The following is a 12,584-nucleotide window of genomic DNA, read 5'->3' as shown; positions in this document are numbered from 1 at the left end:
GAAACTATCCGAAGGATAGCCCACATAAGGACAATCCTGGATTCAGACTAAACCAGTGTTTTGGCTTTCTCCACTGCCTCTTCAATTGTACCAACAAAGAGGAAAGCTGCTTCCGGAAGATCATCATACTTACCTTCGAGAATCTCTTTAAAGCTGCGCACCGTTTCTTTAACCGGAACGTATTTACCCGGAATACCGTTAAATGCTTCAGCAACGTGGAAAGGCTGGGACAAGAAACGTTGGATTTTACGAGCACGGTATACAAGCGCTCTGTCTTCCTCACTCAACTCGTCCATACCCAGGATTGCAATGATATCTTGCAATTCATTGTAACGCGCCAAGATACGTTTAACGCCTTGGGCTACGCTGTAGTGTTCTTCACCTACAACTTCAGGAGACAAAATCCGGGAGCTGGATGCCAGCGGATCTACCGCAGGGTAGATACCCATCTCGGAAATTTTACGCTCCAGATTCGTCGTTGCATCCAAGTGGGCAAACGTCGTTGCAGGAGCCGGGTCAGTGTAGTCATCCGCAGGCACGTAGATGGCCTGGATGGATGTTACAGAACCTTTTTTCGTTGAAGTGATACGTTCTTGCAGTTGACCCATTTCTGTTGCCAGCGTAGGTTGGTAACCTACCGCGGAAGGCATACGTCCAAGCAAGGCAGATACTTCTGAACCCGCTTGGGTGAAACGGAAGATATTATCGATAAAGAGCAACACGTCACGGCCTTCTTCATCACGGAAGTATTCCGCCATGGTCAGACCTGTGAGGGCTACACGAAGACGTGCGCCTGGAGGCTCGTTCATTTGTCCGAAGACCATTGCTGTTTTGTTGATAACGCCGGAATCACTCATCTCGTGATACAAGTCATTACCTTCACGTGTACGCTCACCAACACCGGCAAATACGGAGATACCACCGTGTTCTTGTGCGATGTTGTTGATCAATTCCTGAATGGTTACCGTTTTACCTACACCGGCACCACCAAAGAGACCGATTTTACCACCTTTAGCATAAGGAGCAAGCAAGTCGATAACTTTGATTCCTGTCTCCAGCATCTCTGCTTGGGTAGTCAGTTCATCAAATGCAGGTGCTGAACGGTGAATCGGGTTCTTGTGCTCAGCAGCTACGGCACCGCCAGTATCAATTGCTTCGCCGAGTACGTTAAATACACGCCCCAGTGTTGCTTCACCGACAGGTACAGAGATTGGTGCTCCTGTATCTAAAGCTTCCATACCACGAACAAGTCCATCCGTGGAGGACATCGCAATACAACGTACTCGGTTGTCACCCAGATGTTTCGAAGCTTCGAGTGTAAGGTTTACACTAACGCCGCTCTCACTTACTGTAGTGATCGTAATGGCATTGAGGATTTCCGGCAGACCGCCGCGATCAAACTCGACGTCAACAACCGGACCCATGATGCTCACAACGCGTCCTTTGTTCATCTTAACGTTCCCCTCCTACAAGCCTGCTACTTTTGCAAAAATAATGTACCGTTCGTTTATCTTTGCTCTGCAAGCCTTCATTAATAAAAAAACGGTTAGCCTTGTGCTGCGTTGGCACCTGCCACAATTTCCGTAATCTCCTGCGTAATCGCCGCTTGACGGGCACGGTTGTATGTCAATGACAAGTCATTAATGAGTTTAGATGCATTTTTGGTTGCATTACCCATTGCCGTCATTTTCGCACCCAGCTCACTCGCCTTACCGTTCAGAAGTGCACCATAGATCAGCGTTTCCGCATAACGCGGAAGCAAAACCTCAAGTACAGCTTCAGCAGACGGCTCGTATTCGTAGCTTGCCGTTGGTCCTTCAGCAGCAGTTACCTCAGGTGTTTCCATTGGAAGAAGTTTTTCTACCGTAGGAATCTGGGTCAACGCATTCACAAAGCGGTTATAACAAATGTACAATTCATCAAATTCAGCCAGTTCAAACCCATGAACAGCTTCGTGTGCGATGGATTTGATATCTGCAAATGAAGGCGAATCCGACAGATCCGTTGTTGTGGATGCCATCGCCATTTCACGACGTCTGAAGTAGTCGCGCCCCTTACGTCCAATGACGAACAATTCGTAGTCATCCTGAGAGTTGTGGCGCTCTTTGAGCGTCTGATTAACCTGACGCAAAACGTTCGCATTGTATCCACCCGCAAGACCACGGTCCGATGTAATGATCAGGTAAGCTGTCTTTTTGACCGGACGGCTCTCCAGCATCGGATGCTGTATGCCTTGCGTGCTTGATGCAATACTAGCTACAACTTCTTTCAGTTTCTCCGAATAAGGACGGGCTGCTTCCGCTTTTTCCTGCGCTTTACGCAGTTTTGCAGCAGCTACCATCTCCATTGCTTTGGTGATCTGCTTGGTGCTTTGTACGCTTTTAATTTGCCGCTTAATTTCGCGCATGCCTTTTGCCATGATTTCACCACCTTAAAGTTTTGACAAAGTCAAAACTACATCGTAAGCATAATCCTTCTTTGGCAGAGCCAAAGTTACTTCGTAAGCATAATCCTTCTTTGGCAGAGCCAAAGTTACTTCGTAAGCACAACCCTGTTTTGACAGAGTCAACGTATTACATGCAGACATGCGGAATCGGTTAGACAACTCCGCACCTGCAATCATTTATTTAGACAGAGACAGCAAAGCTCTTTCTGAACTTCTCAATTGCACCTTTCAGTGCATTTTCGTTGTCTGCAGTCAATTCTTTAGTATCACGGATGGATGCAAGAATCTCCGGATGGCTGCTCTCCATGAACGCGAGGAACTCACGCTCGAAACGAGTAACATCACCTGTTGGAATCTCATCCAGGAATCCTTTAACCGCAGTGTACAAGCTGACAACCTGTTGTTCTACAGGCAGAGGCTGGTTAACACCTTGCTTCAGGATTTCCATCATACGCGCACCACGATTCAGGCGGGCCTGAGTCGCTTTATCCAGATCGGAACCGAACTGGGAGAACGCTTGAAGCTCACGATATTGAGCGAGGTCGAGACGCAGGGAACCTGCAACCTTTTTCATCGCTTTGATCTGAGCAGAACCACCGACACGGGATACGGAAATACCTACGTTGATCGCCGGGCGTTGTCCAGCATTGAACAAGTCAGCTTCCAGGAAGATTTGTCCGTCCGTGATGGAGATTACGTTCGTTGGGATGTATGCAGATACGTCGGAAGCTTGTGTTTCAATGAACGGCAGTGCGGTTAAAGAACCACCACCAAGTTCATCATTCAGCTTCGCAGCACGCTCCAGCAAACGGGAGTGCAGGTAGAAGACGTCACCCGGATAAGCCTCACGGCCCGGTGGACGACGAAGCAACAAGGAAAGCTCACGGTATGCAGAGGCTTGTTTGGTCAAGTCATCATAGATGACCAGGACGTGCTCGCCTTTGTACATGAAGTACTCACCCATCGAACAACCGGAATACGGTGCGATGTACAAGAGTGGTGATGGATCGGAAGCTGCTGCAGTTACAACAATCGTGTACTCCATTGCGCCTTTACGACGAAGGGTTTCCACAACTTGAGCAACCGTAGACTGTTTCTGACCAATAGCCACATAGATACACTTCATGCCGCTACCTTTTTGGTTCAGGATCGCATCAATCGCGATGGATGTTTTACCTGTTTGACGGTCACCGATGATCAACTCACGTTGTCCACGACCGATTGGAACCATGGCATCAATGGCTTTGATCCCTGTTTGCATCGGCTCATGAACCGATTTACGATCCATTACGCCTGGTGCTTTACCTTCAACCGGACGGAATTCCGTTGTAGCGATTGGCCCTTTGCCATCCACTGGAATACCGAGCGGGTTCACAACGCGTCCAATCAATGCTTCGCCTACAGGCACTTGCATGATTTGGCCCGTACGTTTCACTTGGTCACCTTCACGAATATCGTAGTAAGGTCCCAGGATAACGACACCGACATTGCTTTCTTCCACGTTCATGGCGAGTCCCATAACACCGCTTGGGAATTCAACCAACTCGTTGGACATGACGTTCTCAAGTCCGTAAACACGAGCGATACCATCACCAACCTCGATTACCGTTCCGACTTCGACTACATCGATATCGGTCTTGTATTGTTCGATTTGGCTCTTAATTAATGTACTGATTTCTTCTGGTTTGATACTCAAGTGTCCTCACCCCAATCTACTGTACTCGTCTGTTAAAAGACTGCTCAAGACGTTCGAGCTTGCCAGCCAAGCTGCCGTCATAGATCGTATCGCCAATGGCGACTTTCAATCCGCCCAGCAGAGTCGGATCAACAATGTTCTCGATACGAATCTTTTTATTCACACGGCCACCGAATTCACGGGCTACCGCTTCTTTTTCTTCATCATTCAACGCATAAGTCGAGTAGACACGTGCATCAGCGATGCCCAGCGACTCACCTTGGATCTTCCGATAATCATTCAACAAGTCTCCCAGCAATTCAACGCGTCCGCGTTCAATCAACAACAAGACTGTGCGAAGGACTGAATCGGATACCTTGCCATCAAGACTTGAGTGAATCACGTTCTGCTTGGCTTCATCAGAGATATTAGGGGATACGATAAATTTCTCGATATCTGCATCTCCGGTCAATGCACTGACTACTGCAACCAGTTCCTGTTCAACCTCAAGCACCTGCTGTTGCTGAAGAGCAACTTCGAACAATGCTTTCGCATAACGCTTGGCAACAATCGTATCGCGGCTCATTGTCGGCCTCCTACCTCATTGAGGTATTGGTTCACAAGCTCTTCTTGTGCAGGACCGTTCTCAACTTCTTTTTTGATCAACTTGGATGCAATCTGAACGGAAGCTGTACCCAGTTCGCTGCGAAGTGCTGCGACTGCTTTGTTCTTCTCACTCTCGATTTCGCGTACTGCATCGTCTTTCAGACGATTAGCTTCAGCTTTTGCATCAGCCAAAATCGATTCAGCTTGTTTGCCACCCGTTTGTTTGGACTGTTCAATGATGTCATAAGCATCTTGACGTGCTTGCTCAAGAGCTTGTTTTTGTTCCTCCACATAGGCAATGGCCTGTTCCCGAGTCTGTGCAGCCTCATTCATCTGCGTCATCACGAGTTCACGACGTTTTTCCATAATGGAGAACAAAGGCCCGAAGGCATAACGGCTAAGCAGCCAGTATAAAATTGCAAATGCAACAATCGCAAGAAGCGTATTTTCCCATATGAAACTCAATCTGTTCACTCCTTCCTGGAGGTATCCTTGAAACGTCATCCGTTAGAACGGACATTACCTAAAAAGAAGGCGCGGATGGCTATGGCCTTCCCCGCCAAACCTTTAAAATTTAATTAAGCCATACCGTAGAACATGAACGCGAGTACCACACCGATGATCGGCAATACCTCGATCAAACCTACACCGATAAACATTGTTGTTTGAAGAGTGGATTTTGCTTCCGGTTGACGGGCAATACCTTCCACCGTTTTGCTGATTACCATACCGTTACCAATACCTGCGCCAAACGCGCCCAGTCCTGCAACAATTGCTGCTGCGATTAATGCCATTGCTCCCATTTGTATATCCTCCTTAAAATGATAAATCGAATTTTTTATTGTTCAGCCTGGTGAAGAAATCTTCGTAGGGCTTGAAACTTAATGCTCGTCGTGCGTCTCGATGCTCTGTGAAATGTACACCATCATCAAGATAACAAACACAAATGCCTGGATCGCGCCGATAAAGATACTGAAGCCTTGCCACACCATGAGTAGCGGAATTGCTGCAATAGCACCAAACACTTTGAATGTGGTCAGTTTCAGGATCGTTGCGATCAGTACCTCACCCGCGAAGATATTCGCGAATAGACGCATACCGTGTGTCAACAGCTTGGATGCCGTCTCAATCAAGTTGATTGGCAAGAACAAGGCGAATGGCTTAAGGTAATGCTGGAGATACCCTTTTGTGTTGCGGAACAATCCTAGTCCATGAGATACAAGGAACGCTACGAGAGCAAGTCCCATCGTCACAGACAAGTCGGCTGTCGGTGATTTCCACCAAGCCAGTTCAACGTGTGGGTGTGCTTCAGGGTCCTTGGCATGCGCTTCTTCAAACGCCTCCACCGCTGTAACAATCGGCTTACCGAATACCTGTGCCTGATTAACATCTGTTACCTCAGATACAGCTACGAGCGGAAGGCCGAGCATATTCCCTACAAAAATGAACATAATCATGGAAAGAGCGAGAGAGATAAAATGTTTACCTTTCTTCATATCCATTGTGCTGGAAATCAGATTGCGGACGAATTCTACTGCCCACTCCATAAAATTTTGCAGCTTGCCGGGATTTTCAACGGATAATCTCCGCGTTGCCAGTACAGCAAAAATAAAAACAATTGCACCTGTAACTACCAGCATCAACAGAACCGATAGATCCAGTCGAAATCCGCCAAGCATAATAATTGGAGCTTCATGCATATTTTTCTCACCCCTTTCTCGACTTGAAAGCTGCAGCCCTTAACATCACTCTGCTCTGCGGGAATGGACAATCCCTATAATCAGTAAGGAAAATTGTGCAATGACGAGACCGCCTGCAACCGCATATGTATTGAAGTACTGCGGAAAGCGCATCGATATGAATATACCGAGCACAGCGAGTGCCGCTCTTGTCAAAAATCCCAGGTTCACACGCTTCAAGTTCCCTTCTGCCGCATCATCAGACATTTTCCTTACTTTGTAGCCCAAGTAAAATGCATTGATCCAGCTAATTCCTGTACCCAGGGCTAGTCCCAAAGCAATTGTCTCCACACGTGGCATAAAGGCCGCTGCGAGAAAACAAATCATAAGAAAGTACATGATGAAAACAGTCATCGATCTGCGGTATCTGGTTAGTTCACTCATCACTTTCCCCCATGAATTTTTTCGCGATAAAGTAGATGCTTACACCGCCTGCCGCAAGAAAAAAGAGAACGCTTACGGCGATCCATATTCCGTTACCTCCGATGGTCTTGTCCAACCAGGAGCCAGCGTAATATCCGGCAACAGCGAGAATGGCAATCTCGATCCCAAAAGCTGTCACGAGCCCCATCGCTTTCCATACATTATCGTCATGGTTACGGGATGAATTTGGTTTGTTCGAATCGGCCATTTTCCACGCCACCCTTGCAATCCCAGTTAATTTTACTGAATGATGAGAGCCTTTGTCAATTGAATGATTTTAGCGTTTTAAAGGGGAAAACGACGGGAATACAGACCCTCAAAGCCCATAAACCCGCGTAAACCGTACAGTTTAACTGTATGCTATGCCCTTTATAAATCCGTCAGAAAAATTGTATTATTTTTTGAATTTTCTGTGAAATGATTCCGGACGCTCACTATTTACACCAAAATGGTGCAGAATCGCATTGACAATTCTTTCCGAAGCATGTCCATCACCGTATGGATTAGCAGCCTGGCTCATGCTTGCATACAGGGTTTTGTCTGTAAGCAGAGCTTTGGTCCGTTCATACACACGTTCCTCTTCGGTACCTACCAGTTCCAACGTTCCAGCTTCAATACCTTCCGGGCGCTCTGTCGTATCGCGCAATACGAGCACAGGCACACCAAACGAAGGTGCTTCTTCCTGCAAACCGCCTGAATCGGTCAAAATCAAGTGAGTGTGCGGGTAAAAGTTATGCAAATCCACCACGTCTAGCGGATCAATTAATTGAATACGGGGATGATTCCCCAAGATCGCGTGAGCCGGCTCCTTCACAGCAGGACTTGGATGCACCGGGTACACGATGGCAATATCTTCAAATTCGTCGGCAATCCGTTTGACGGCCTGGAAAATGTTGCGGTGAGGCTCGCCTTGAGATTCACGGCGATGAGCTGTCATCAGCACAAGGCGTTTGCCTTGGGCCCAATCAAGTACCGGGTGTGTGTAGTCCTCCCGTACTGTATATTGAAACACATCTGTTACCGTGTTGCCTGTGACGTACGTACTAGACTCCGATTTATTTTCTTTGGCAAGATTGGAAGAAGACCAATCCGTAGGCGCAAAGTGTAGATCAGCCAGTACTCCCGTCAACTGACGGTTCATCTCTTCGGGATATGGAGACAGCTTGTTCCACGTCCGCAGCCCCGCTTCTACATGCCCTACCTGAATCTGTTGCAGGAATGCGGCATAGCTCGCTACAAAGGTAGTTAATGTATCTCCGTGAACCAGTACAATATCTGGTTTAGCTTCCGCTAACACCGGCTCCAAACCACCGAGCACACGAATTGTAATCTCATTCAATGTCTGACGGTCTTTCATTACATCCAGATCATAATCGGGATGAATGTCGAAAACTTCAAGTACCTGATCCAACATCTGACGATGCTGCGCAGTTACGCAAACAATAGATTCAATAGACTCAGGGTGTTTTTGCAATTCTAAAATAAGCGGAGCCATCTTGATGGCTTCTGGACGCACCCCGAAGATCGTCATGACTTTAATTTTCTTGGACATTCGAGCAAAGCCCCTTTTCTATAAGTTCCGATTACAAGCATGCGATATGCTTATTTAGTGCCGTATAGACGGTCTCCTGCATCTCCAAGCCCTGGAACGATATAACCATGATCATCCAGACGGTCGTCCAATGCTGCTACATAGATATCCACATCGGGATGTGCATCCTGTACAGCTTTTACGCCTTCCGGTGCTGCAACCAGGTTCATCATCTTGATTTGGGTACAGCCACGTTTTTTGAGCACGTCAATAGCTGCAATCGCCGAACCACCAGTTGCAAGCATCGGATCAATTACGATCAATTGACGCTCTGTCACGTCTGTAGGCAGTTTGGTGTAGTATTCTACCGGTTGCAGTGTTTCCGGATCACGGAACAGACCAACATGTCCAACTTTTGCCGCTGGCAACAATTTCACAACGCCATCCAGCATTCCGAGTCCTGCACGCAGAATCGGCACGAGTCCGAGCATACGTCCAGAGATGACTTTACCTTGCGTTGCAGCTACAGGTGTCTGTACATCAATCGTTTCCAGTTCAACATCTCTTGTAATCTCATAAGCCATCAACGTTGCTACTTCATCCACCAATTCACGAAAATCTTTCGTATTCGTACGCATATCGCGTATAAACGTCAGTTTGTGTTGAATCAAAGGGTGATCACATATTACTAATTTTCCCATTTAATTTGTCCCTCCGGTAAGTTCTTCATGTTCAGCATTTCCAAATATACCTAGCCACCATTCATGGGCTCGATAAATCCTGTATATTATATCATCACCAACAACGAATTACACCATCAAAGGGCACCCAATCATTACAGAATACCGAATCCTATAAAAAACAGGACCGGAAAATGATCCATCCGGTCCTGTTTTGCTCCTGCTGTTATGTCGTTGAGAAAGTGAAAATGATGAATACAATGCACTCCGCCTACAGAATGATCCTTCGATCGCTGTTATCCCCAGATTTTTTTTATTCCCCTTTTAACAAGGGAAAAATCCGGGGATAAAGGCGAACGCTTCGCTTCTGCGGTCTCATTCTGTCTGCTTCGTTTTTTTGTATCCCATTTTAAGAACATCTCAAATACAAACACCATGAGCAAAGTTTTTTAGTATTTAAGGTCGGTATAGAGTGGGAATTGGTCTGTCAGTGCAGTCACTTCTGCACGGGCTTCATCCAGCTTCGCTGTATCTTTTGGATTTTTCAGTGTTTTGGCAATGATCTTACCGATCGCTACCATCGCTTCTTCGTTCATCCCACGGGAAGTTGCAGCAGGTGTACCGATTCGAATACCACTCGTTACAAACGGACTTGTAGGGTCGAATGGAATTGCATTTTTGTTCACGGTAATACCGATGGAATCAAGTACATGCTCAGCTTCTTTACCTGTGATGTTTACACTGCGTGTGTCGATCAGCATCAAGTGGTTATCTGTACCACCGGATACGATGTTCAATCCTTCAGCGATCAGTGTTTCAGCCAGAACCTGTGCGTTTTTCACAACGTTCTGTGCATATGTTTTGAATTCTGGTTGCAAAGCTTCTCCGAATGCTACCGCTTTGGAAGCAATTACGTGCATCAGAGGGCCACCTTGGGAACCTGGGAATACGGCTTTATCAATTGCTGCTGCCCATGCTTTGCGGCACAGAATCATACCACCACGAGGTCCACGCAGCGTTTTGTGTGTTGTTGTTGTTACGAAATGCGCATGTGGGACCGGGTTTGGATGCAAACCAGCAGCAACGAGTCCTGCGATATGAGCCATATCCACCATGAACAAAGCACCTACATCATTGGCGATGGAAGCCAGCTTTTCAAAATCAATGGTACGCGGATATGCACTTGCACCTGCAACGATCAGACGAGGGCGGTGTTTGAAAGCCGCTTTGCGCACTTCATCATAATCAATCAGGAATGTATCTTCCTGTACACCGTATGCTACAAAGTTGTACAACAAACCGGAAGCGTTAACCGGGCTACCGTGTGTGAGGTGTCCACCATGTGCAAGGTTCATACCGAGTACAGTATCACCAGGTTTCAACGCTGCAAGATATACTGCCATGTTCGCTTGTGCGCCGGAGTGAGGTTGAACATTCACGTGTTCTGCTCCAAACAATTCTTTTGCACGATCACGCGCGATGTCTTCAACGATATCTACATGCTCACAACCGCCATAGTAACGTTTGCCTGGATATCCTTCAGCGTACTTGTTAGTCAGAACGGATCCCAATGCTTCGATTACTGCTTCACTTACGATGTTCTCGGATGCAATCAGTTCGATGTTGTTCTGTTGACGTTTCAGTTCAAGATTCATCGCTTCCAGTACTGCCGGGTCATTCTTGCGCAATTGTTCCATGATTAAATTCCTCCCAGTTATAAGTGAAGTTATAAAGCGAAACTACAGTGGTTACACTCCTGACTTCGATTGCATCACCATCTTCCGATCGCTTTTATCCCCGGATTTTTTCTGAACTCCCTTATAATAAGGGGAAAATCCGGGGATAGCGTATGCTTCCGATGTAGCTTTCCTTCGGAAAGCTTTCAGGCGAACGCTTTGCTTCTTCAGATTGGTGTTGCAATCTCCGTTTTCGTGTAAAGTCTAATTTGGCTTTATATTGGTTGAAGATATCAGTCACAAAATGTTGAATCTGGTTGTTCTTCCATACGATACACCGCTCGTTCGCCGCCAATCAACTTCGGACGAGTCAACGCTGTGGTTACGCGAGCATCTCCAACATAGCGGAGCGCTGTACGAAACGGTACGGCTACATGTCGGAGATGCATGCCAATCATCGTCTCCCCAATGTCCATTCCCGCATGGGCCTGCACATATTCAGCCAGGCATGGATCGGTCAGCGAACGATATGCTGCGGATGCCATTGAACCTCCGGCCTTGGGCACGGGTACTGCACCAACCTCGGTCAATCCAAGTCGAGTAAGCACAGAACGTTCCATGACCAACGCACGGTTCAGATGCTCACAACACTGGAATACCGTGTCAAAACCGAATTCCTCCTGCACCTCGCGTATCCCCGCAAGAAGCTGCTGCGCCACTTCAATGGCACCGCTCGTACCAATCCGCGCACCTGCGACTTCACTTGTGCTTGTACCGATCACAACGATCTGTCCAGGCCCAAGCTGTCCGGCAAGCGCCAGTTCATGCAGAATGGATGCGGTCTGTTCCTGCAATCCGGGTTGTTCTGAATCCAACTCTATAGTCATCCTATCATCGCCTCCCGATAAAATCATGCCCGCTGTCTCTTGGCTGTCTTCGTATTCTTGCACGGCATCTCAGGTACTATTATAGCGAATAATCAGATGAAAGACGAAAAAAAGAGCAGTCTGCGGGTAACGCAGAATTGCTCTTTTGCCCAGGCGACCGGCCGTTTGTTCCGGTGCTCCATCGTGGTTATGCCCACTTCGTCGCCAGTTACACCGGATCCCTGTTTTCCCCTTCATCATAAAACAACCCGCGGCTAAAATCAACGGTTAATTTACATCACGTGTCCTGTTTCTATAACCTGCCCCGCAGGATCAGAATTATCCCAGCTTATCCAAAAGCCGGTCCAATGCAGTCCGGATCTCGGCCGCAGCGATATTATAATCATCACGACTGCCTCCAAAAGGATCGGAGATGTCGAAACTTGGAATGCGTTGTCTGATCTCAATGGCTCGCTCGCGCTCTGATGCCAGGATCTCTTGACCAAGGGCACGTTTCATCTCCAGCGTTGCAAACAGGCTGTCCAACTCCTGAACATCTCTTAATACCTGCTCGTCGTCTTCCACATACTCTTTTAATGTATAGGTTTTGTGGATGGAGTCGGGAAATACCTGCATGACATGCTGCTTATGACTCCGCGTTAATGTAAGAACCAGATCGGCCCAACCTACCAGGTTAGCGCTAAGCTGTGTGGAATGAGGCGGACCTTCAACGTTATGATCTCTTAAAACCGCTTCCGCATGACGGGAGATCGGCATACCCGACGTAGCTGCTACACCTGCGGAACGAACCTCTACCTGAACGCCGCGCTCCGATGCCAATTTTCGCAAAAGCCCCTCTGCCATGGGGCTGCGGCACGTATTGCCTGTACATACGAATAAAATATGTTTCATTGTGTTAGCCTCCCCATTTTACATATGATG

General features: G+C 47.4%; 14 protein-coding genes and 1 riboswitch. All 14 genes read right to left on the bottom strand.

The genetic code is table 11. From position 1 onward, the window contains the following. Positions 1 to 47: 47 nt before the first annotated feature. The 14 genes from atpD to AB4111_RS21795 all read right to left on the bottom strand — a co-directional run bounded on the left by atpD (position 48) and on the right by AB4111_RS21795 (position 12,554). A complete protein-coding gene (gene atpD / locus AB4111_RS21860; RefSeq protein WP_047840699.1) occupies positions 48 to 1,451 on the bottom strand; it encodes a F0F1 ATP synthase subunit beta in 1,404 nt (467 codons plus the stop codon). Positions 1,452 to 1,546: 95 nt separating this feature from the next. After that, positions 1,547 to 2,419 carry an ATP synthase F1 subunit gamma gene (atpG, locus tag AB4111_RS21855; protein ID WP_076209796.1) on the bottom strand — a complete coding sequence of 291 codons (873 nt, stop codon included), beginning with the start codon at positions 2,417 to 2,419 and terminating at the stop codon, positions 1,547 to 1,549. Positions 2,420 to 2,627: 208 nt separating this feature from the next. After that, positions 2,628 to 4,142: a F0F1 ATP synthase subunit alpha gene (gene atpA / locus AB4111_RS21850; protein WP_047840700.1), complete on the bottom strand. Its 1,515-nt coding sequence runs from the start codon at positions 4,140 to 4,142 to the stop codon at positions 2,628 to 2,630. 16 nt (positions 4,143 to 4,158) lie between these two features. Continuing rightward, entirely contained in the window at positions 4,159 to 4,707 is a 549-nt protein-coding gene (locus tag AB4111_RS21845; protein WP_036612565.1) for a F0F1 ATP synthase subunit delta, read from the bottom strand. Then, the gene (atpF, locus tag AB4111_RS21840; protein ID WP_036612568.1) at positions 4,704 to 5,192 is read right to left on the bottom strand and encodes a F0F1 ATP synthase subunit B; all 489 of its coding nucleotides are present in this window, start codon (positions 5,190 to 5,192) and stop codon (positions 4,704 to 4,706) included. The genes AB4111_RS21845 and atpF overlap by 4 nt, the downstream gene beginning before the upstream one ends. Positions 5,193 to 5,305: 113 nt before the next feature. Next, positions 5,306 to 5,530 (bottom strand): F0F1 ATP synthase subunit C, encoded by a 225-nt coding sequence (gene atpE, locus AB4111_RS21835; protein ID WP_017691934.1) that lies wholly within the window; start codon positions 5,528 to 5,530, stop codon positions 5,306 to 5,308. A gap of 78 nt (positions 5,531 to 5,608) precedes the next feature. Next, entirely contained in the window at positions 5,609 to 6,427 is an 819-nt protein-coding gene (gene atpB / locus AB4111_RS21830) for a F0F1 ATP synthase subunit A (RefSeq protein ID WP_124116536.1), read from the bottom strand. A gap of 45 nt (positions 6,428 to 6,472) precedes the next feature. Continuing rightward, a complete protein-coding gene (locus AB4111_RS21825) occupies positions 6,473 to 6,850 on the bottom strand; it encodes an ATP synthase subunit I (protein ID WP_062836961.1) in 378 nt (125 codons plus the stop codon). Then, entirely contained in the window at positions 6,843 to 7,097 is a 255-nt protein-coding gene (locus tag AB4111_RS21820) for an AtpZ/AtpI family protein (protein ID WP_024632723.1), read from the bottom strand. The genes AB4111_RS21825 and AB4111_RS21820 overlap by 8 nt, the downstream gene beginning before the upstream one ends. A gap of 186 nt (positions 7,098 to 7,283) precedes the next feature. Next, positions 7,284 to 8,441, bottom strand: a complete 1,158-nt coding sequence (wecB, locus tag AB4111_RS21815) for a non-hydrolyzing UDP-N-acetylglucosamine 2-epimerase (RefSeq protein WP_253441328.1) — start codon at positions 8,439 to 8,441, stop codon at positions 7,284 to 7,286. Positions 8,442 to 8,491: 50 nt separating this feature from the next. Further along, positions 8,492 to 9,121, bottom strand: a complete 630-nt coding sequence (gene upp, locus AB4111_RS21810) for a uracil phosphoribosyltransferase (RefSeq protein ID WP_017691929.1) — start codon at positions 9,119 to 9,121, stop codon at positions 8,492 to 8,494. 428 nt (positions 9,122 to 9,549) lie between these two features. Further along, the gene (gene glyA, locus AB4111_RS21805; RefSeq protein ID WP_442033201.1) at positions 9,550 to 10,797 is read right to left on the bottom strand and encodes a serine hydroxymethyltransferase; all 1,248 of its coding nucleotides are present in this window, start codon (positions 10,795 to 10,797) and stop codon (positions 9,550 to 9,552) included. A 272-nt stretch (positions 10,798 to 11,069) separates the two neighbouring features. Further along, positions 11,070 to 11,663 (bottom strand): TIGR01440 family protein, encoded by a 594-nt coding sequence (locus tag AB4111_RS21800; RefSeq protein WP_442033200.1) that lies wholly within the window; start codon positions 11,661 to 11,663, stop codon positions 11,070 to 11,072. 140 nt (positions 11,664 to 11,803) lie between these two features. Then, a riboswitch (ZMP/ZTP riboswitch) is annotated at positions 11,804 to 11,885 on the bottom strand. Positions 11,886 to 11,981: 96 nt separating this feature from the next. Further along, positions 11,982 to 12,554, bottom strand: coding sequence for a low molecular weight protein arginine phosphatase (locus tag AB4111_RS21795; RefSeq protein ID WP_442033199.1), 573 nt, complete (start codon positions 12,552 to 12,554; stop codon positions 11,982 to 11,984). Between the last annotated feature and the right edge of the window lie 30 nt (positions 12,555 to 12,584).

Source organism: Paenibacillus sp. 2KB_22 (assembly GCF_052115745.1).
Classification (GTDB): domain Bacteria; phylum Bacillota; class Bacilli; order Paenibacillales; family Paenibacillaceae; genus Paenibacillus.
The sequence above is the reverse complement of the archived record's forward strand: the minus strand, read 5'-3'. Positions and strand labels throughout refer to the sequence as shown.